This is a genomic window from Acidovorax sp. LjRoot66, assembly GCF_964253305.1.
Lineage (GTDB): Bacteria > Pseudomonadota > Gammaproteobacteria > Burkholderiales > Burkholderiaceae_C > Acidovorax.
In genome coordinates, this window is sequence record NZ_CAXUQU020000001.1 from 2928223 (window position 1) to 2947501 (window position 19279).

Annotated in this window: 25 protein-coding genes; 14 read left to right on the forward strand and 11 right to left on the reverse strand. The window is 65.3% G+C overall.

The features are described from left to right. Positions 1 to 152 precede the first annotated feature (152 nt). Positions 153 to 1211, reverse strand: coding sequence for a hypothetical protein (locus ACSQ3Y_RS13485; RefSeq protein ID WP_436177625.1), 1059 nt, complete (start codon positions 1209 to 1211; stop codon positions 153 to 155). 381 nt (positions 1212 to 1592) lie between these two features. Between ACSQ3Y_RS13485 and ACSQ3Y_RS13490 the strand changes: the two genes are divergently transcribed. Next, on the forward strand, positions 1593 to 1886 hold the full coding sequence (locus tag ACSQ3Y_RS13490) for a hypothetical protein (RefSeq protein WP_436177626.1): 294 nt from the start codon (positions 1593 to 1595) through the stop codon (positions 1884 to 1886). A gap of 79 nt (positions 1887 to 1965) precedes the next feature. Here ACSQ3Y_RS13490 and ACSQ3Y_RS13495 read toward each other — a convergent pair whose 3' ends face one another. From ACSQ3Y_RS13495 to ACSQ3Y_RS13515, 5 genes are all read right to left on the reverse strand, one after another. After that, positions 1966 to 2379: a hypothetical protein gene (locus tag ACSQ3Y_RS13495; RefSeq protein ID WP_436177627.1), complete on the reverse strand. Its 414-nt coding sequence runs from the start codon at positions 2377 to 2379 to the stop codon at positions 1966 to 1968. 80 nt (positions 2380 to 2459) lie between these two features. Further along, positions 2460 to 2789 carry a hypothetical protein gene (locus ACSQ3Y_RS13500; RefSeq protein ID WP_436177628.1) on the reverse strand — a complete coding sequence of 110 codons (330 nt, stop codon included), beginning with the start codon at positions 2787 to 2789 and terminating at the stop codon, positions 2460 to 2462. Positions 2790 to 3007: 218 nt separating this feature from the next. Further along, on the reverse strand, positions 3008 to 3463 hold the full coding sequence (locus tag ACSQ3Y_RS13505; protein WP_436177629.1) for a macro domain-containing protein: 456 nt from the start codon (positions 3461 to 3463) through the stop codon (positions 3008 to 3010). 307 nt (positions 3464 to 3770) lie between these two features. Continuing rightward, a complete protein-coding gene (locus tag ACSQ3Y_RS13510; protein WP_436177630.1) occupies positions 3771 to 3953 on the reverse strand; it encodes a hypothetical protein in 183 nt (60 codons plus the stop codon). A gap of 140 nt (positions 3954 to 4093) precedes the next feature. Further along, a complete protein-coding gene (locus ACSQ3Y_RS13515) occupies positions 4094 to 5038 on the reverse strand; it encodes a LysR family transcriptional regulator (protein ID WP_436177631.1) in 945 nt (314 codons plus the stop codon). 86 nt (positions 5039 to 5124) lie between these two features. Here ACSQ3Y_RS13515 and ACSQ3Y_RS13520 point away from each other — a divergent pair, with 86 nt between their 5' ends. From ACSQ3Y_RS13520 to ACSQ3Y_RS13535, 4 genes are all read left to right on the forward strand, one after another. Beyond that, complete coding sequence (locus ACSQ3Y_RS13520) at positions 5125 to 6156, forward strand: NADP-dependent oxidoreductase (RefSeq protein WP_436177632.1); 1032 nt, start codon at positions 5125 to 5127, stop codon at positions 6154 to 6156. Between the two features lie 242 nt (positions 6157 to 6398). Further along, a complete protein-coding gene (locus ACSQ3Y_RS13525) occupies positions 6399 to 7589 on the forward strand; it encodes a TCR/Tet family MFS transporter (protein WP_436177633.1) in 1191 nt (396 codons plus the stop codon). Between the two features lie 91 nt (positions 7590 to 7680). After that, positions 7681 to 8220: a hypothetical protein gene (locus tag ACSQ3Y_RS13530; RefSeq protein WP_157412620.1), complete on the forward strand. Its 540-nt coding sequence runs from the start codon at positions 7681 to 7683 to the stop codon at positions 8218 to 8220. Between the two features lie 6 nt (positions 8221 to 8226). Then, complete coding sequence (locus ACSQ3Y_RS13535; RefSeq protein ID WP_057204194.1) at positions 8227 to 8442, forward strand: hypothetical protein; 216 nt, start codon at positions 8227 to 8229, stop codon at positions 8440 to 8442. A gap of 165 nt (positions 8443 to 8607) precedes the next feature. On the opposite strand, the gene ACSQ3Y_RS13540 is transcribed toward ACSQ3Y_RS13535, so the two are convergent. Beyond that, positions 8608 to 8790 carry a hypothetical protein gene (locus tag ACSQ3Y_RS13540; protein ID WP_057264497.1) on the reverse strand — a complete coding sequence of 61 codons (183 nt, stop codon included), beginning with the start codon at positions 8788 to 8790 and terminating at the stop codon, positions 8608 to 8610. A gap of 272 nt (positions 8791 to 9062) precedes the next feature. Here ACSQ3Y_RS13540 and ACSQ3Y_RS13545 point away from each other — a divergent pair, with 272 nt between their 5' ends. From ACSQ3Y_RS13545 to ACSQ3Y_RS13560, 4 genes are all read left to right on the forward strand, one after another. After that, a complete protein-coding gene (locus ACSQ3Y_RS13545; RefSeq protein WP_157412621.1) occupies positions 9063 to 9224 on the forward strand; it encodes a hypothetical protein in 162 nt (53 codons plus the stop codon). A gap of 165 nt (positions 9225 to 9389) precedes the next feature. Beyond that, on the forward strand, positions 9390 to 9974 hold the full coding sequence (locus ACSQ3Y_RS13550; protein WP_057264501.1) for a hypothetical protein: 585 nt from the start codon (positions 9390 to 9392) through the stop codon (positions 9972 to 9974). A 189-nt stretch (positions 9975 to 10163) separates the two neighbouring features. Then, a complete protein-coding gene (locus ACSQ3Y_RS13555; protein WP_436177634.1) occupies positions 10164 to 10412 on the forward strand; it encodes a hypothetical protein in 249 nt (82 codons plus the stop codon). A gap of 193 nt (positions 10413 to 10605) precedes the next feature. Then, entirely contained in the window at positions 10606 to 10752 is a 147-nt protein-coding gene (locus tag ACSQ3Y_RS13560) for a hypothetical protein (RefSeq protein ID WP_164470692.1), read from the forward strand. A gap of 57 nt (positions 10753 to 10809) precedes the next feature. Here the strand turns inward: ACSQ3Y_RS13560 and ACSQ3Y_RS13565 are convergent, their stop codons facing one another. Continuing rightward, positions 10810 to 11022 (reverse strand): hypothetical protein, encoded by a 213-nt coding sequence (locus tag ACSQ3Y_RS13565; protein WP_057264505.1) that lies wholly within the window; start codon positions 11020 to 11022, stop codon positions 10810 to 10812. A gap of 106 nt (positions 11023 to 11128) precedes the next feature. Then, positions 11129 to 11419: a hypothetical protein gene (locus tag ACSQ3Y_RS13570; RefSeq protein ID WP_057204198.1), complete on the reverse strand. Its 291-nt coding sequence runs from the start codon at positions 11417 to 11419 to the stop codon at positions 11129 to 11131. Between the two features lie 135 nt (positions 11420 to 11554). Between ACSQ3Y_RS13570 and ACSQ3Y_RS13575 the strand changes: the two genes are divergently transcribed. Together ACSQ3Y_RS13575 and ACSQ3Y_RS13580 are read left to right on the forward strand one after the other, a co-directional pair. Continuing rightward, on the forward strand, positions 11555 to 11935 hold the full coding sequence (locus tag ACSQ3Y_RS13575) for a response regulator (RefSeq protein WP_428001476.1): 381 nt from the start codon (positions 11555 to 11557) through the stop codon (positions 11933 to 11935). 169 nt (positions 11936 to 12104) lie between these two features. Next, complete coding sequence (locus tag ACSQ3Y_RS13580; RefSeq protein ID WP_436177635.1) at positions 12105 to 14303, forward strand: response regulator; 2199 nt, start codon at positions 12105 to 12107, stop codon at positions 14301 to 14303. Positions 14304 to 14317: 14 nt separating this feature from the next. On the opposite strand, the gene ACSQ3Y_RS13585 is transcribed toward ACSQ3Y_RS13580, so the two are convergent. Continuing rightward, on the reverse strand, positions 14318 to 16576 hold the full coding sequence (locus ACSQ3Y_RS13585; protein WP_436177636.1) for a diguanylate cyclase domain-containing protein: 2259 nt from the start codon (positions 16574 to 16576) through the stop codon (positions 14318 to 14320). Between the two features lie 357 nt (positions 16577 to 16933). Between ACSQ3Y_RS13585 and ACSQ3Y_RS13590 the strand changes: the two genes are divergently transcribed. After that, on the forward strand, positions 16934 to 17137 hold the full coding sequence (locus ACSQ3Y_RS13590; RefSeq protein ID WP_057264513.1) for a hypothetical protein: 204 nt from the start codon (positions 16934 to 16936) through the stop codon (positions 17135 to 17137). A gap of 152 nt (positions 17138 to 17289) precedes the next feature. On the opposite strand, the gene ACSQ3Y_RS13595 is transcribed toward ACSQ3Y_RS13590, so the two are convergent. Further along, on the reverse strand, positions 17290 to 17442 hold the full coding sequence (locus tag ACSQ3Y_RS13595; protein WP_157421840.1) for a hypothetical protein: 153 nt from the start codon (positions 17440 to 17442) through the stop codon (positions 17290 to 17292). Between the two features lie 391 nt (positions 17443 to 17833). On the opposite strand from ACSQ3Y_RS13595, the gene ACSQ3Y_RS13600 reads away from it, so the two are divergent. Both ACSQ3Y_RS13600 and phaR read left to right on the forward strand, forming a co-directional pair. Then, the gene (locus ACSQ3Y_RS13600; protein ID WP_157421841.1) at positions 17834 to 18478 is read left to right on the forward strand and encodes a hypothetical protein; all 645 of its coding nucleotides are present in this window, start codon (positions 17834 to 17836) and stop codon (positions 18476 to 18478) included. A gap of 231 nt (positions 18479 to 18709) precedes the next feature. Further along, on the forward strand, positions 18710 to 19276 hold the full coding sequence (gene phaR, locus ACSQ3Y_RS13605; RefSeq protein ID WP_057264517.1) for a polyhydroxyalkanoate synthesis repressor PhaR: 567 nt from the start codon (positions 18710 to 18712) through the stop codon (positions 19274 to 19276). The last annotated feature ends 3 nt before the right edge of the window (positions 19277 to 19279 follow it).

The following is a 19279-nucleotide window of genomic DNA, read 5'->3' on the forward strand; positions in this document are numbered from 1 at the left end:
GGCCTGATCACCCAATCACTTTTCGCTTGAGAGAATCCGATCCAGAGCTTCCGTCTGGTCCTCAATCAGGGCTCTGCAGTCTGCAGTCATCGCGCGAATGTCCTATACCACCCTGATACAGGCAACGGCGCGGACGAGGAATTCGCCTGCGCTCATGACACGCTCCTCGGCAATACGGCTAAACGCGTTGCAATCAGATTCAAGATCCTGTTTCTGCCGCGGTCGTAGTTAGATTTCGCAAGTTGGCGCTGAATCGTGGTCGCCATCTCTTCGCGGCCAGTGACGTGACTTAGCGCGAGCAACACGATGCTGTCGTCCAGGTGCACGCCTGAAGCACCGGCCTTCTCGTCGAATTCGAGAAGGCCCTCCACCGTGACGCAGGCATCGAGTGCCGACAAGCACTGCGATTCGATGGAGGCCAAGAAGGCTGCCAGCAACGAGTCCAACTCGGCTGGCGTCGACGCGGCGAAGGCGTCGAAATAGCCCGAAACATCGAATCGCTGAAAACGCTGCAGCGCAGCGTGCACCGGCACATACAGCCGGATGTCGGGAGCTAGAGCGACAACCGCTGCCAACGCGGGCGGCAACGTGGGCTTCAAGGAGCAGCAAAAGAAGTGCTGCCATACCTCCTGGGCCCGGTGAATCTGGATGCTCTGCAGGCCTGCTGGCGTCTTTCGCCGGAACTCCGACCCGGTACTGCTGCCTTCGACCAACTCGAAACCATGGCGGGCCAACGGACCCTGCAATTGGCTGCGGATGCGGGCCGCAATTTTGCGAGGTATCAGGCGCTCGGGTTCGGTGGCCGGCTGCTCCGCGGCGGCTGGCCGATCAGAGATGCCGTCCATATCCAACTGCCGCCGACCGGGCAAATACAGGCAACCGGCTTGGTCGTCCAAAACGGTGAGTCCCAGTGCGTCAGCCTCGTCGATCAATACGGGCAGCAACCGCCGCGGGCCTTCCCCGTACAGCGCGAGACTCAGGACTGCGCCTTCGGTGTCGACACGCGGCGGCGCTGGCTCGACCCAGGTCGGCTCGTCCGCTTCCACTCCCCCGACTTCGGCTGGAAACCGCCGGACCAGACGAGCCAGCAGCGCCGCAAAGCGTGCTGTCGGCGGTGGTCCCGCCGATTCAAGCAAGCGCTCATGCAGTTGCAGCGCCTGCGCCATCGACTGGGGGGCCTCGTGTTCCCAAAGATGTATGACGTAGCTCATTGAATCGCCCCGGGTTACGCGGAGGCTGTTTGGTTTAAGTCAGGCCACCACCTTGGCGCTCTGACTGTCAAGTTGCCGGTGGTAGTTTGCCTCAGCTTCTGCAGGTGCTGGGCTTGAAGGGCGCCTTCTGACCAACCATCTTTCCCTTGTTCCAGGGTTCGCGATGAGCTACGGCTGCAACGGATTCCATGATGGTCTCCCAAACCAGTGAAGCCACTCTGCCGAAGCATGCGCAGGAACTCATCGAAGAGTGTTCCATGCGTTTCGGTCATCCACCTACCTCAAGAGCGGAACAGCGTCGCAAATCATCCGGGGGCGGATCCGAGACTCGTGACCGCACGCTGCTACGATGATTGGAATCGGCTAGGAGTGGACATAGTGATGAGCGATTTCATCGCCGTGAGAGAAGGAACGTGGATGTACGACGGCCATATTCCAACGGGCGTCCGCATCGTTAGTTGCTCGATCCGCTATGGCTCCAGCGATTGGCAAGATCCGCCAGATCAGCATGAAGACCAATCGGTGCCAGGCTTTGATGTTCAGTGGGCTTTACCCTCGAAGCCGCATGACTACGGAAACTATGCTTCTGCTGTATTCCCCACGCTCTCAGATGCGGTGACACACGTAGAGCGAGCCTTGTGGGCTGCAGCGACTCTAAAATGGGCTGACAAATAAGCGCCCGTTATGGGCGGATGGGTATGGCAGCTTTGGGCCCAAAGCTGCCGTTCGCTCTTGCTCATAGCAGACATTGAAGCTATCGATTCAGGCGAGCCTCACGACAGAGATTTGCCAAGCTAGGAAATCTCTCGGTTGCACGCTCAAGTAGGTCACCCTCCTGTACAAATGGAATACCTTCCCGATGAAGTGCAATCCATACCTTACTCTCGTCGTCACAAGCACGGAGCCAGTCATCCAGAGCATTCCGAATGCGCGAGCCGTTGTCGGGAGTTCTCCAAATCCACAGTCCAAGTAGATCGCTGATGTCACGGCGACGGTTTACACGCAGTTCCGCAGAAAGGTCAGACCACAACTGGTTTGTCAGGTCGCTGGACTCGCCGTATTCGCGCAACAGATGAGCAGTGACAAGTTCCTTTCTTGCAAACTCAGATACGCGAAGCGTCGCGACCTCATCAAGCGCGGCAGTCACGAGTGTGCTTTTTGATTTCATGGTGTCCGCTTCTGACCGATACCAGCAATCGTATCAGCGTCCGCCCGGGGGCGCCCGAACCAGATGCGCGAGGCGCAGAACTAACTGCTTTCCGGGTCAAGCAATTCGGGTTCTGCCAGCACATCTACCTCGCCAGCAAAGCTGCGAAGTGCCTGTAGCACCGTTATAAAAACACGCCGCTGTGTCTCCACGTCTGGTTCGTGCAACGGGAACACCGAAAGTTCATGTTCGAAAATTTCGTCAATTTCGCCGTGAAGGGGGTTCTTCTGGAAATTTAAGACGTTGTTTTCAAAAACGAGAGCCGCACGAACCGGCTCCGCGCCAGGAAGATGAGGCTTTAATGCCTCCCGTGCAGCATCGCGGCCCGCCGGAAAGTTGAACAAAAGCGCGAAATTTAGTCCATGTCCCATTCTTTGGCTCTCCAATCGACTGACCGCTTTTGGCCGAGGCTGTGTGAAAACGTCGATAGGCAACTTTTGCAGGGGTACTCCAACCATTGCTTGCATCGAGATTGTGCGTTGTAGGCCGATCTGAGCGGTCGATTTCTGAGTCGGCTGGCAAGTCAAGGGCGTAACGCGCGTTTTCACACAGCCTCGGCCGTTAGCGGCGGTCTTGAAGCGGACTATCCCTATGCGCCGAACTCGACATAAGTGTGATCCTCTCCCGCAAGCTCTTCATCGATGATGCCGCGGATGATGTCCCAATCACCACCTGCCAAGCCCGCCCCAATTTTTGGATAGGCGATGCGCTTTCCAGAGAAGTGAGCTTTCACCGATTTCATGACCTTTCGAATCGCTTCATAGTCGGCCTTGACCCCCGCACCTCGCCAGTGAAATTGAGTGTATGCATTTAGAACATGGAAGGTGTGCGGGCCGCGCACGACCTTTGCCTCTGAAAACGTCCCGAGCTTCTGATCATCCCCCTTCGTGGTACTGCAGTCTGCCGCGTACGCTTCTGGGAAGCTTTGTTTTATTGAGAGGGCGATGCCTTTACCCATCACACACTGGCAATTACATCCGTGAATGATGACGTCGAACTCGCCTTTGATGGCGAGTTGGAGCAGATCGCCGACGACAGTTTTCATAGGAAGAGGCTCGGTGTTGAATGGTTTTGCGGTATGCGGCCGTGATTACAGAGCAGGTCAAGGAACTTCCGCTTTTGGCCGATAGCGGCAGTCTAGCCGCTCGCGCCTGTGCCCTTTATCACCCAAGAAGGCGACTCAGCGAAGCGGAGCAGGTACTGCCAGCGACCTGGGAATGTCGGCGAGAGCCGATCTGTGTGTCCAGTTAACTAACGCCGTTCCCGTCGTCCAACGCATGTCGTCCCACTGTCCGGCAACGACCGAACAGGCAACAGGTGCGGGGCTTGCCTGCAGTCACCGCACCAGGCTGCTATGCGGACACCAGGCCCAGGCGGTAGCGTGCGGTGTCCAGCGACATTTTCAGTGCGGCGGCGCGGTGGCTGTCGGGCGCACCCCCCTGGGCCAGCCGGGTGGCCTCTTCCTGCCATTCCTCCAGAGCCCTGGCCCAGGTGGCAAGGGCGGTGTTTCGCGGCAGGGAGGGGGAGGGGACCATGGTCCATAGTGTCAGAGTAGGCCCGGGGGTGATCTAGCCCATTTGGGTGACTGCAGTTGAAGTCGCAGTATGCAATGCCGTACGAGACCGGCCAAACGGTCATTCTTTCGTACCTCTGGTTGACGGGATGTGCTTTGGCCTCAAGGCCGTACCGCAATCACCGCATCCCACGGTGCGGGCGACGGAAACAGCTCCTCCAGAAACGCTATGAACGCCTTGACGCTCGGACTCGCGCGCCGGCTTTCGGGCCAGACGGCGGTGATGGTCGGCATGTGGGCCGCAAATTCGGTCAGCACGGGCACCAGCAGGCCGCGCTCGACATACGGCGCGGCGATGAACGATGCCGACATGCCGATGCCGCCACCGGCGGCGATAACCTCCACCACTGCGTCGCTCACGTCCACCACGATGGCTGCATCGGGCGTGAACTCCACCGTGCGGCTGCCGGCCTTGAACACCCAGCGCATCAGCTGGCCCGAAGCCTGGTAGCGAAAGTTCACGCAATCGTGGTGCTTGAGGTCCTCGGGCCTTTGGGGCGTGCCCCGCGCCGCCAGGTAGGCGGGTGAGGCGAATGCGCTGACTTTGGCCGAGGTGAGGCCGCGTGACAGCAGATTGGAGTCGGGCAGATCACCGATGCGGATGGCCACGTCGATGCCTTCCTCCACCAGGTTGACGAAGCGGTCGCCCAGCCGCAGGTCCACCTGCACCTTAGGGTAGCGGCGGCGAAACTCCGGCAGGGCGGGCGCGAGCAGGCGCGTGCCGATGGGCAGCGGCGCCGCCACCTTGATGGTGCCGGATGGCTCGGCCCGCACGGCGGCGGCGGACTGCACCACATCCTCGGCCGCGCGCAGCAGGTGCAGGGCGCGCTCGTGCAGCTCGCGGCCCTCGGGCGTGAGCACCAGGGATCGGGTGGTGCGCGTGAACAGGCGCAGGCCCAACTGCTGCTCCAGCCGCTGGATGGTCTTGCTCACGGCCGATGGCGACACCGACAGCGAGCGCGCCGCCGCGGTGAAGCTGCCGTGCGACGCCGCGCGGGCAAACGCGACGATGCCGGTCAGGCGCTCCAGGCTGATTGATTCCGTCATGGCATGAAACAAGTGAGTTGTGGAGGGATTATCAAACAGACGGTGAAGATCGACACTGCGGTTTTGACGAATCCCAGGAGATCACGATGACGACCGCTACGACAACCACGACGACGATGATGAAAGCCATCCGCCTGCACGCCTTCGGCGGCCCCGAGGTGCTGCGCTACGAGGATGCGCCGGTGCCTGCGCTCAAGCCCGGCGAGGTGCTGGTGCGCGTGCACGCAGTGGGCATCAACCCGCCCGACTGGTACCTGCGCGAGGGCTACCGCATGCTGCCGCCCGCGTGGCAACCGCCGATCGCGATGCCCGCCATCCCGGGATCGGACGTCTCGGGCGTGGTCGAGGCCGTGGCGCCGGGCGTGCAAGGCCTGGCCGTGGGCGACGAGGTGTTCGGCATGGTGCGCTTTCCCAGCTATGGCGACAGCGCGGCCTATGCCGAATACGTGACCGCACCCGCATCGGACCTGGCACACAAGCCAGCCGGCATCAGCCACGTGCAGGCAGCTGCTGCACCCATGGCCTTGCTCACGGCGTGGCAGTTCCTCATCGAGCTGGGCCACGACCACCCGAACCCCTTGCAGCCGCAGATGCACCGCCCGGTGCCCATTGCGGGCAAGACGGTGCTGGTCAACGGCGCGGCGGGCGGGGTGGGGCACTTTGCGGTGCAACTGGCGAAGGTCAAGGGCGCGCACGTGATCGCCGTGGCGTCGGGAGCGCACGAGGCCTTTTTGCGGGGCCTGGGCGCCGACGAATTCATCGACTACACCCAGGGCGCGCCCGAAGCGGTGGCGCGCGGGGTGGACCTGGTGCTCGACACCCTGGGCGGTCCCACCACCGGCCGGTTTCTGCAGGCGCTCAAGCCGGGTGGCGTTCTGTACCCCGTGTTCCCCCTGGGCTACACCGGCGCCGACCAGGCCGCGCAGCGGGGCTTCAAGGTGTCGGCAACGCAGGTGAGGTCCAGCGGCGCCCAGCTCGTGCAACTGGCGGGCTTGCTCGGCGCGGGCACGGTGCGCGTGGCCATCGACAGCACCTTTGCGCTGGCCGATGCGCGCAGCGCACACGAGCGGGCGGCGCGCGGGCACATTCGCGGAAAGATCGTGCTCACGGTGAGATAGGGGGGCGGGGCGTGGAGGTAGCAGCGCGGGCGTGCGATACTGCGCACTCGAACACCGCGAAAAACGGCCGTTTGTTGCATTCGCCCGTCCATCTGGACACCGAAACCGCAATTGGCCGCGCACACGCCGCCACCCCCGCACGGGGTGACCCCGGCCAGCGTTTCCCCCGACACCCGTCGGACCCTGCTGCGAGCAGCTGCGCCCCTGGCGCGCCATGCCTGCACGGACTGGAGCGCCCCTGCATGAACCGATCCCTTCTCGTCATCTACCTTTGCGTTGCGCTCGATGCCATGGGCATCGGCCTCGTGTTTCCCATCCTTCCGGCGCTGGTCGGCGAAGTCACTGGCGCCGGCAATGTCGCGCCGTTCATCGGGATCATGGCCGCACTGTATGCGACCATGCAACTGGTGTTCGCGCCGGTGCTGGGCGCGCTGAGCGACCGGCTGGGCCGGCGGCCCGTGCTGCTGCTGTCCCTGGCCGGCGCCAGCGTCAACTACCTGCTGCTGGCGTGCGCGCCCAGCCTGTGGCTGTTGCTGCTGGGGCGCGCTATCGCGGGGCTGACAAGCGCCAACATGTCGGTGGCGACGGCCTACATCACCGATGTCACGCCCGAGGCGCAGCGCGCGCGGCGCTTCGGGCTCTTCAACGCCATGTTCGGCGCGGGCTTCATCATCGGGCCGGTGCTGGGCGGCGTGCTCGGCGACCACTGGGTGCGCTTGCCCTTCATCGCAGCGGCGGTGCTCACTGGGGCCAACTTCGTGCTCGCATGCACATCGTTGCCCGAATCGCGCAAGGGCAGCGGCGAGGGCATCGGCCTGGCGGCGCTGAACCCGCTGCGGCCCCTGGCATGGGTGCTTTCTGAAAAGCGCCTGCGGCCCATCGTGCTGACCTTCTTCATCCTCAGCGCGACCGGCGAGGCCTATGGCATCTGCTGGGCGCTGTGGGGTGCCGACGCGTTCCAGTGGAATGGCCTGTGGATCGGACTGTCGCTGGGCGCCTTCGGCGTGTGCCAGACCCTGGTGCAGGCGTTGGCTCCCGGGCCGGCCAGCCGCTGGCTGGGCGAGAGGGGCGCTGTGCTGGCGGGCATTGCCTGCGCCTGCCTGGCCCTGGTGGCGATGGCCTTCATACGCCAGGGCTGGATGGTGTTCGTAGCCATGCCGGTCTTTGCGCTGGGCAGCATCGGCACGCCGGCGCTGCAGGCGCTGGCCAGCCGCCAGGTGGGTGCCGACCTGCAGGGGCAGTTCCAGGGCATGCTGGCTTCGGCCATCAGCCTGGCGTCCATCATCGCGCCGCTGGGCTTCTCGGCGTTCTACTATGCCGTGCGGTCGGACTGGCCCGGCGCCATATGGCTGCTGGTGGTGGCGGTGTACGCCATGGCCGTGCCGCTGGTGGCGCTGGGGACCCGGCGCCCCAGCATACCGGGCAGGGCGTAACAGATTCGCCATGGTTTTCGAGTATCGGGATTCCGACAAGCCAAACTTTTATCTTGGTGCCTGGGCCGTGCCTGAGGGCAGAATGGGGTACATGACACGCACCCCGGACATTGACCTTACCGATCAGGAACATGCATGGCTGGGCCAGATCGACTTCAGCCGCAGGCATGACGACGCCACGGTACGGTCGCTTGAGCCCATGGCAGCGCTGTACCAGTCGCTGCTGGCGCGCGGTGGCATTCCTGTGGAGCGCATGCGCTACTACACGGTGCCGGACCGCTACCCTGGGGGGCAGGGGCGCTCGCGCGAGGCCTGGTACGAGGCCAATGGCGCCCCTGCCAATGGGGCGCACCTGGAGGCCAGCTTTCTGCCCCGGCTCGAATACTACGTCTTCGGGCCGAACCTGCCGGCCGACATCGTTGCGGCCTTCAGGCAGGCGGCCCTGTCGGATGGCCGGCTCTCCAGCTGGGAGATCGAGCGGCTCAAGCCCGGCGCCATGCAGGTGGTGCGGGCGCTGCCGCAGGAGATTTCAGTGTCTGCTGAAGAATTTTTGAAGCTGGCCTTCGAGTGCGGCGCGCAGCCGACGGCGGCGGCGTCGCTGTGGGAGTCGTTGTGCAAGGCGCGGCGCTAAAGCCCCATGGCCCCCAACGCTGATGCGGCGCCCGGAGACAGCGGGCAACTCGAAATCGAAGGGCACACGGGCACCTGGCAGGTGAAGGACGGCACCCTCACCGTCACCTGCCTGACCATGGGCATTGCGCCAAAAAGCGCCAAGGTGCAGGACAACGCGGACTTTCTGGCGCGGCTGCTGATGCAGGAAATGCACCGCGAATGGAAGCTGACGCGGCCTTAGAGCGGCTAACAAAACTCTTCTGGCGTCGTTGCTGCGCCTTGTCGTACTAACGTACTGCCTGCGGCGCAGCGCCTAGCCAGAACCGCTTCGCTGAGTTTTGTTATCCGCTCTTAGTGGAGGGTGTCCGCGGGTGAAAGCACCGCCGTGCTTACCGCCCCGTCTCGTTCAAGGGGCCAACCCATCCACCTCGGCGCGGGCCGCATCAAGCGCCCGCTTGAGCGCCACGGACCGGACGCGATCGCGCTGGCCGCCGCGCAGCACGCGGTGCATTTCCTGGTGGAATGCTTCCAGGGCCATGGCCCAGGTGGCCAGGGCCTGCTTCCGGTCAACAGAGGTGGAGTAGGTCATCCACCATGGTGGCGCAGTGGTGGCAATGCGCCTGCAAGGCATGCCGCTGTGGGGACGTGGGACAAGGACCCCTTTTCCTCGCTCCAGCGGGCCGCCACAGGGCCGGGCAGCGTTCCCCCCGGTTTTGGGCCTGCTCTCCGTGCAGTTTTGCACACCGCAGCCATTTTCAAAAACGCCACCGGCCCCATCTGCTGCGAGGATGGGAACTTGTCTGACACGGACGGCTGGGCTTGCCAGCTACCTTTGCACACATGTACCACCGGGAGAGCACCATGAGCACCAGCAAACCATTCCAGCGCCAGATGTCCTTTGCCGATGCCGGCCTGGCAGACGATGCGGAACTGGAGTTTGGCCAGTACAGCCCGCGCGTGATGTGGCTGGCAGCCGCTGCAGTGATGCTGCTGGTGGCGGTGGTGGCGTTTGCCGCAGGCTGACGCAGCCCCTACAGCCCCTACAGCGCTAGGGGGCGGGGCCCCGACGTTGCACTGGTTACCGAGCGCAACGCAGCTTGCCGCAGTTGCGGCCGGCGAGCACACTGCAGGCTCGCTGCAGGGACCGCACCCATGCTTGAACCTACAAGAAACCGGGGGAAATCGACCATGAAGACCATGCCACCACTGGCACGCGGCGCGGCGCTCGGCGCCATGCTGCTTTGTGCATCTGCCGCCATGGCGCAGGACTACCCCCAGCGCTCGCGCGAGGACCTGGGGCCCAAGGCGCGCGCGCAGTACGACCGCTGCGTGGAGAACGCCACCGAAAAGCCCACGCCCACGGGCATCCACATCGCGCTGCGGGTGTGCGATGAAAACTACCTCATGGGCAAGGCGCCGTCCGAAAAGGGCGCACGCCTGACCGCCGAGGCGCGGGCCAAGCGCCTTGCCGAGGAGTACAACGCGGACGCGCGCGAGCGGCGCGACGAGCGCATCCTGACCACCTCGGCAACGCACGCGGGGCGGCATGTGACGGTGAAGTTCCTGGTCAGCCCGGCCGGGGTGCGGCCGGATTTCGAGGCCGTGGTGGAGCGCGAGCTGCTGGGCACGCTGTGCCGCGACCCGCATGTGTCGCCCGACCTGCAGGCCGGTGTGCGCCTGAGCTACATCTACGACGACACCGCCATGCGCCGCCTGGCGAATGTGACGGTGTCGCAGGCCAAGTGCGGCGAGTGGCCGTGGAACCGGATGTAAGCCAGCACTGCATGGGCCCCAGAAGCCGCCTTGCCAGGCGGCTTTTTTCATGGCGCCAAGGGGGCTCGCGGGGCACGACGGGGACTGCGGGTTTTCGACACCCAGGAATGGTATTTGTCCGACAGCCCGGGCGCCCGCTGGCCGTTAACTTCACTGCAACACACAGCCAGGAGCAACCACATGAAAACCATGAGCAACACATCGGGCAATTACGGCATGCTGCAGGGCGCCGACAGTGCGGGTGATTCGCGGGTGTTTGGCATCTCTGCGGTCATTGCGGTGCTGGTGGTGTCGTGCGTGGTGGCCTTCAAGATGGCCGCGCCAGAGATCAAGGCAGCCCTCGCCAGCCAGTTGCCGGTTGCCACGCAGTTCGTTTCCGTGCAGTCCGCACCGAGCGTGGAAGCATCCGCCCCACACGCCGTGGTGGGCGAGCACTGAGAGGTTCTGGTCTGGGTTGTCGCGCGGCAGCGCGACGGGATGGCGCGTACCCCCGCGCGTCAGTCAAGTAGCAGCCCAGTAGAGCGGCAGGTCTTTCGCGGTTGTCACAACCCCATGGCGCATGCGCAGGCACCATCGAAGGCCTGTTTCTTGCAGGCGCTTGCTGCCTGCCACCCGCCTTCTTTTTGCTCCCATGGTTCTGTACAAGCCCGGTTCCCGATTTCTCTACAAAGGCCGAGTCGTCACCGTCGATTACGTCATCATCCGCAAAAGCGGCATGTGGATCCGCCTGGTGGGGCATGAGGAGTCGTGCCTGCCAGAGGCGTTGACTCCGCTGTGAGCCCCCTCTGACTGTAGGTTGCGCTGGCCTGCACCATGCTGTGCCGACCCATCTCCGTCATGGGGAATTGATGCTTGCCGGAGTCTCCGGGTCCACGTCCGACTCGGGCGGATGGTGTGCAGGAGCCGATGGTGTGATGTCCCCGCGCTCGGGCGCCGTGTCTGCAGGCTTGCGTTTGCCGGCCTGGGCATCGGTCTCGGTAAAGGCCGGGGTGGGGCGGTCGGGGTCCTTGCGGGGCTTGCCGTCGGGCGATGGGGGTGGTGTGGCCATGGGGCCTCCGCTGCAAAAAGCCCAGTGTGCTGACGCAGCGGCCTAGCCGCTGTAGGACGATGCCGCCGCACCGGCTCCCTTCGGACAGAGGGAGGCAGGCGGGCTGCTATTTTTTCGTGGCCGCGGCGCTTTGCTTGGCGTCGATCTCGCGCAGCAGATCGTTGGATTTTTCGAGCGCTTCGGCCGTCTCGCTGAGCTGCTGCTCCAGCTCGTCGGTGCGCTCCACAGCGGCCTGCAGGTCGCCCTCCAGCGCTTCGGTGGGGATTTGCGTGGACAGCACGGCGTGCACCACGTTGAGCTCGCTGGCCGTGGCCTTGATCTGCTCGGCCGCTTCGATGTTCTGGTTCAGGACATCTGCGATCTCGGATGCCTGGGACGGTTTCGACTCGCTGGGCATGGTGGGGGCTCGGCTCAATGGGGGAAAAATCACACAATCGTGTGCATGCGGGGCAACGGCCTACAGGCCATGGCCATGTACGCGCTTAGATTGTAGGCAGCTTCCCAATAACCGGTGTAACCGGCACGTTCCACGATGCCTTTCATCACCATTCTCGTCGAAGACAACAAAACCATCAGTGAGACCCTGGTTCCGGCATTGGAGGAGTTGGCCAATGCCCGCGTTGTTGCCATTGCCACCACTGCCTCGGGTGCCCGGCAGGCGGTGGAGCGCTGGCGCGGGCAATGGCACCTGATGGTGGTGGACCTGTTTCTGGCCGCCGGCTCGGGCCTGGAGGTGCTGCAGGCCGTGCGCCAGCGCAATCCCGGCCAGCATGTGTTTGTGCTGTCGAACTACGCCACGCCCGACATGCGCCGCCGCTGCCTGGCCCAGGGGGCCGATGCCGTGTTCGACAAATCTACGGAACTGGATGCCTTCTTTGACCACTGCATGGCCTTGCCCGACCCCCAAGCCTGACCGTGTGCGCCCGCAAGGCCGGCCCCGTTCCGTGTAGACATCCATGAACACCCGGGTGGTTCAAACCCGGCCAAGAATGTAAAGTGGCGATTCCTGTCCCGCGAGCGCACCCGATATTTGCTGGGCGTGAGGTCGCGGGCGAATATGCCAATATAAGAAACCGCACCCCATGCCACTGAGCGCAGCCGCGTTGTCGACCGTCATCAACAGCGCCACCGACACGGCCATCATCGCGCTGGACGGCCGGGGCGCCGTGCTCAGCTGGAACCCCGGCGCCGTGCGGCTGCTGGGCTGGTCCGAGCAAGAGATGCTGGGCCAGACCCTGCTGCGCATCTTTCCCGAAGAGACGAACCCCCAGGCGCGCGTGACCGAGGAAATGGCCGACGCCCAGTCCAAAGGCCGTGGCGGCCACGAGGGATGGCGCATGCGCGCCGATGGCTCGCGTTTCTGGGCGGTGGGCGAGCTCACCCCGGTGACCGACCCCGCCGCAGCGCCCGTGGCCTTTGTGAAGGTGCTGCGCGACCGCACGCAGTGGAAGGTGTCCGAAGACGCGCTGCGTGAGGAAAAGCGCACGCTGGAAATCCTCAACCGCGCCGCCGCCACGCTGGCGCGCGAGAACGACCTGGCCCTGGTGGTACAGGCCGTGACCGATGCGGGCGTGGAGGTCACCGGCGCGCAGTTCGGCGCGTTCTTCTACAACCTGGTGGACGCTGCGGGCGAGAGCTACACGCTGTACACCCTGTCGGGCGCGCCGCGCGCCGCGTTCGAGGGCTTTCCCATGCCGCGCAACACCGCCATCTTCGGCCCCACGTTTGCGGGCGAGGGCATCGTGCGCTCGGATGACATCACCCAGGACCCGCGCTACGGCCAGAGCGCGCCCTGGCACGGCATGCCCCAGGGCCACCTGGCGGTGACCAGCTACCTGGCTGTGCCGGTGATCGACCGGGCCCGCCATGTGATCGGCGGCCTGTTCTTCGGCCACGCGCAGCCGGGCGTGTTCACCGAGCGCTCGGAGCGCTCGGTGGCCCTGCTGGCGGCCGAAGCGGCCATTGCCATCGACAACGCCCGCCTGTTCGAGGCCGCCCAGCGCGATATCGAAGAGCGCCGCAAGGCCGAGGTGGCGCTGCAGACGCTGAACGCCACGCTCGAATCCCAGGTGGCCGAGCGCAGCCAGCAACTGCGCCTGCACGAGGACGCGCTGCGCCAGGCGCAGAAGATGGAGGCGGTGGGCCAGCTCACGGGCGGCATTGCGCACGACTTCAACAACCTGCTGCAGGGCATCATGGGCAACCTGCAGGTGCTGCGCAAGCGGCTGGGGCAAGGGGTGCACAGCACGGCGGCCGACCTCGATACTTACGTCACCCGGGCCTTGGCGTCCACCTCGCGCGCGGCGGGGCTTACGCACCGGCTGCTGGCCTTCTCGCGGCGCCAACCGCTCAGCCCCAAGGCCGTGCGCACCAATCCGCTGGTGCTGTCCATGCAGGACCTGCTGCGCCAGACCATCGGCGAGAAGGTGGAGCTGTCGCTGCAGCTGGCGCCCGACCTGTGGACCACGCTGTGCGACGAGAACCAGCTGGAAAGCGCCATCCTCAACCTGGCCATCAACGCCCGCGACGCCATGCCGGGTGGCGGCCGGCTGACCATTGAAACGCACAACGCCGAGCTCGATGCGGCCTACGCCGCAGCCCTGCACGGCGTGCAGCCCGGCCCGTATGTGTGCATTGCCGTGACCGACACGGGCACGGGCATGACCGCAGAGACCCTGGCGCATGCCTTCGAGCCCTTCTTCACCACCAAGGCGGTGGGCGAGGGCTCGGGCCTGGGGTTGTCGATGATCTATGGTTTCACCCGCCAGTCCGAAGGCCACGCCCGCATCTTCAGCGAGTATGGGCAGGGCACCACCGTCAGGATCTACCTGCCGGCCCACTTCAACGCCGAGGACGGCCCCGCGCACGCGCCGCCGGCCCCCGCAGCCACGGCGGCGGGCAAGGGCGAGGTGATCCTGGTGGTGGAGGACGAAACCCTGGTGCGCGAGCTGGTGGCCGAGGTGCTGCGCGACCTGGGCTACCAGGTGCTGGAGGCGCACGACGGCCCCTCGGGGCTGCACCAACTGCGTGTGCCGCAGCGCCGCATCGACCTGCTCATCACCGACGTCGGCCTGCCGGGGCTCAACGGCCGCCAGGTGGCCGAGGCGGCCAGCGCCGAGCGGCCGGACCTGAAGATACTGTTCATGACGGGCTATGCCGAGAAGGTGTCGGCCTCGCAGCCCTTCGCTTCGCCCGGCAGGGAGATCCTCACCAAGCCCTTCGAGGTGGACGACATGGCGCGCAGGGTGCGCGCCTTGCTCGATGGCGGCGCCGGCAGGTAAGGGCCTGCGCCCCTTCAAGGGGGCATGTCTTCCACGACCAGCCCCGCGCGGCCCTGTGCCTTGGCCTGGTAGAGCGCCATGTCCGCCCGCCGGGTGAGGGAGGCGGGCTTGGCCTCCATCGATGGCGCAATGCACGCCACGCCGATGCTCAGCGTGACCCAGGCCCCCAGGGGAGAGGCGCCGTGCGCGATGCGCGCGGCGGCCACCGCGTCCAGCACCCGCTGGGCCACCAGGCGGGCGCCTTCGCGCGTGGTTTCGGGCAGCAGGATGGCGAACTCCTCGCCGCCATAGCGCATGGCGCGCTCGTGTGATCGCCACAGGGCCTCGCGCAGCACGCCCGCCACGCGCTTGAGGCACTCGTCGCCCGCCTGGTGGCCGTGCCGGTCGTTGAAGCGCTTGAAGTAGTCCACGTCCACCATCAGCAGCGACAGTGCCGCGCCCTGGCGTGCGTGGCGCGCCCACTCGGCCTGCAGGGTGTCGTCGAACAGGCGGCGGTTGCCCAGGCCGGTGAGCGCGTCCTGGTAGGACAGCTCGGAGAGCGTGGCGTTCAGCCGCTCCAGCTCCAGCGCGGCCTGCTTGCGGGCCGTGATGTCCTGGAAGGCGCCGGTGATCCGCACGATGGCGCCGTCCTGCCAGATGGCCTCGCCCTGCGTGCGCACCCACAGCAGGCGGCCCTTGGCGGACACGATCTGCAGCTCCAGGTCCCAGGGCGTGCCGTCCTGCACGCATTTTTCTACCGCAGCAGCAACCAGGGGGCGCGACGCCTCGGTGTAGAAGTCGAGGGTGCGCGGCAGGTCCGGCGCGCCGCCCGGATCCAGGTCGTGGATGCGGTAGACCTCGTCGGTCCATTGCGACTGGCCGGTGGTCAGGTCCCGCGTCCAGCCACCGATGCGGGCGATTTCGCCGGACTTCTTCTGCAGCAGCACGGCGTCTGCCAGCGCGGCCTCGCTGGTCTTGCGCGGTGTGATGTCCATGAACGTGCCGATGATGCGCAGGGGCGCGCCGCTCTCGGCGCGCTCGGTCACCTTGCCGCGGCTGAAGAGCCACACGAACCGGTCTTGCACCCGCACGCGGAACTCATTCTCGTAGGCCGGGCTGGCGCCCCTGAGGTGCTCGGAGAAGGCGGCGGCGTTGGCGGCCTGGTCGGCCAGGTGCAAGGTGGCCGTCCACTCCTCGATGGGGCGCACCACCTCGGCGTCGCCATAGCCCAGCATGCGCGCGCCCCGTGCATCGATGCGCAACTGGCGCGAGTCCACCTGCAGCTCCCACAGGCCCAGCTGGGCGCCGTCGAGCGCGCGCTCCAGGCGGGCCGCCGTCAGCTGCAGCGCGGCCTGCGAGGCTTCTTCCTGCGCCAGCAGCCGGCGCAGGCGCCGGCGCTCGATCAGGCGCAGGCCGGTGGCCGCTGCCAGCAGGGCGGCGTACAGCATGGCGTACATGCGCACCTGGGCGTACCAGGGGGCGTAGACCTCCGAGCGCTCGCGGCTCACGGCCAGCACCACGGTGTTGTCCAGCCCCAGGCCCACCGGCTTCACGCTGGCCAGCACCACCAGCCGCTCGCGGCCCGTGGCGGGCACCAGGCCTTCGAACACGGTCGTCTGTCGCTGGCTTTTGACATGGGCTTCAAACGCGGAGCCCGGCCTTCCCAGGTTGGCCATGCGCTCGGTGCCCATGCTGGGCACGGTGACGAAGACCTCGCCATCGGCATGCGCCAGCGTGGCCCGCATGTCCGGCGCGAACAGCGCGGAGCGGATGATGAAGGCGAAGAACTCATCGTCCAGCGTGGCGCTGACCACGCCCGAGAAATGGCCCTCGGCATCGAAGATGGCCCGCGACAGGTACAGCGCCACGCCCTCGTCGTCCGATGCCGAGGGGCGCGAGAGGTAGAGCACGCGCGGGTCGGGCCGGCCGTGCACGCCGCGGAAGAACTCTGCCGCGAAAAAATCCCGGCCCACGTCGGCCGCGCGGTCCGACGCGACGGCCGTGCCATTGGCGTCATGCACCGCCAGCCCGCGCACGGCCTGGATCACGTCGGTGAGCAGGTGCAGCTGCCGGGATGCATCGGCGCTGGATGCGGTGAGCGCCGTGGCACGGTAGTCGCGGCTGATGCGGGTCAGCGCCTCGTTCAGGCCCTTGAGCTGGCGCGTGAGGTTTTCCGACACATAGCGGCTTACGTCCTGCAACCGCGCCTCCTCAGCCTCGCGGATGGTGTGGCGCGCGTTCAGCAGCTGCAGGACGATGGCCACCCCGGCCAATGCAAACACGAACAGGAACACCCGCCACGGCTCGAGCCGCAGCGATGAGCGGTCTTTGGCAGACCGTGGAGCGCCGGTTCGCGGGGAAAACACCTGGCAGGCCTTGCCTTTCATCCATCCCTGTCGCAAAAGTGGAGCCGCGCGCACTGGCTGTCTGGGCAGCACCGGTGGCGCGGGAGAAGCATCTACCCCTGCTTGTCAGAATCTGTTCAAGATCGTAAACACGTTCTAACAGTCCCCGGCGCAAAACGCACGCAATTCAGCACCATAGGCCGTTGTCGTTGCAGGCGCAGCTTCTGCGTCAGGCGAGCAGTGCGTGGGCAAGGGCTATCGGGCGAGGTCCATACTCTGTGCTTTCCTCTCTTGAGAAAGCTCCCCATGTCCCTGCCAATCCGCGATGCTGCGCCCAATGAAAAACGTGGCAATGCCATGGCTGCGGCGCTGGCCAAGGAGCAGCTTCAGTACGCCGTGCAGATTGTCAAGGACGTGCTGCCCACCCAAGCGGGGGATGCCGTGCTGATCGGTGCCGTGGTACAGGCCATTGCGTCCAACTACGCAGCGGTGCCGCAGCCCAACCGGTAACTACCTCTGATTCAGCGCGAGCCTGCGGTACGCCGGGCGGGGCGGGCCTTGGGCAGGCGCGCCCGGCTGTGAGACGCCCAGCGGCCCGCGCAACCGCCTTCGGCGGCTGCCACCTGCGTGCAGCAACGGCCCCTTCGCCTCTGTACCACCGCTCAAAAATGCGGTGGCGGGTCCTGCACGGGCGACTCGGCAGGGCCGGGTGGCGGATCGCCCTGGGGCGGCGCGGGCGTCCAGGCCGGCTGGGGTGGCTGCTCCAGCGGTGGTGTGTCGATGGGAGGCATGGGCTGGGGTGCGGGTGCGGGCATGGCGAGCTCCTTGGATAGTGGTGGTCTGGCAACCACCGTACTTCTGTCCCCGGGCCGCGTATGCCAGCCAATGCCTATACCTGCGGCGGGCTGGGCGCCCCGTTGCGGTGTTATTGGCAATGGTGAAGCGCCTTATGCGTCGGGCTGGCGCTTATTGTCATATTCTGTGAGGTGAATGGTGGCCCTTGGTGCTGAAAAATGAGGCGCGTTCTGCACGGGGATGTGTCCTTGATCACCAGCAAGCAGCCCCACTCCGGCGGACAATACACCCATTGAGGTGTGGTGCATGCGCTACGCCTCCCGTCGGGCACCACAGATTGTTGCCTGACTCAGTTGGTTACGATGTACGTTAACGGTTACAGGCCTGACAAGGGCCCAGGAGAGATCAGACGTGAAACCGAACCCCAAAAACCTCGCGGTTGCGGCGTTTCTCGTGAGCGCCATGGCAGGGGCCCAGGCAGCAGACCCGGCGGTGTTCGATGGCGCCACCGGCACGCTGAGCCTGCCCACGCTGCAGATCGACAACGCCAGGTACTTCAGTGTGGTGATCAAGCTATTGGATGTGGGCCTGCTCAAGGCCAATGACCCTGCCGTGGTGGGAGAAGACATCCAGTTCCTGAGCACCGGCAATTTGCTGCACCTGCCCCAGTTGACCATCGGCAAGGACCTGTTCACCCAGGTGAGCCTGGGCAATCCTTCGTTCAGCCTGGTCAGCTATGGCGGCGTGGTGACGAACCCGCCCTTCACCGGCACTGGCTCCACAGGCCACCTGCTGGACGTGCGCGTGACGGCCGTGAGCACGGCGCAGAACCCCATCACGCTGGTCAATGTGACCCGGCCGTTGAGCCAGCAGGAGTTTTGCAGCGATGCGTCGCTGCGCCTGCCCATCACCCAGAGCCAGCAAAACGCGCTGGCCAACAACTGGACGCTCAATGTCTGCACTTTCGATGTCATCTCGGGCACGGGCTCCATCAAAATGACGCTGCGTGTGTCGGGCCTGGCCGTGCCTTACAGCGCGACCTACGTTTACCACTGATCCGCGCCTCCAAGCGCGGTACGCAAGGGGCGGCACACAGTGCGCGCCCCTTTTTCATTTTTGGGGTTCGGAGCGCCATTCTTTGACGGGACCGTGCTGTCAACTGCGCGACTCTCGCGAATCAGGGTATTCCTTTGCCGGGCCAGGGGCCGGCACTGCCTAGAATCTGTTGCACTGCAATAGATTGACAGATACCACCCATGATGGGCCTGTGCGCCCGAGGAGTCCGTAGTGCCCGACAAGAAGAGCAGCGCCCCCGCTGGAGCCACCGCAGCCGCATCTGCCACCAGCAAGTCTGCACCGCGCGTGATCAAGAAGTACCCCAATCGCCGCCTGTACGACACCGACACCTCCACCTACATCACGCTGTCCGAAGTGCGCGAGTTGGTGATGGCCCACCACACCGTGGTGGTGCGCGACGCCAAGACGGGCGAGGACCTCACGCGCAGCATTCTGCTGCAGATCATCCTGGAAGAAGAGGCCGGCGGCGCCCCCATGTTCACCGAGGCCGTGCTGGCCAACATCATCCGCTTCTACGGCCATGCCATGCAGGGCTTCATGGGCGCCTACCTCGAAAAGAACGTGCAGGCCTTCACCGACGTGCAAGCCAAGCTGGCCGAGCAGTCGCAAAGCGTCACGCCCGAGATGTGGGCCCAGTTCATGAACCTGCAGTCGCCCATGCTCAAGGGCATGATGGGCAACTACGTCGAGCAGTCCCAGTCCATGCTCACGCAGATGCAGGAGCAGATGCAAAAGCAGACGGAGCAGATGCTGGGGGCCTTCGGCCTCAAGCGCTGATAC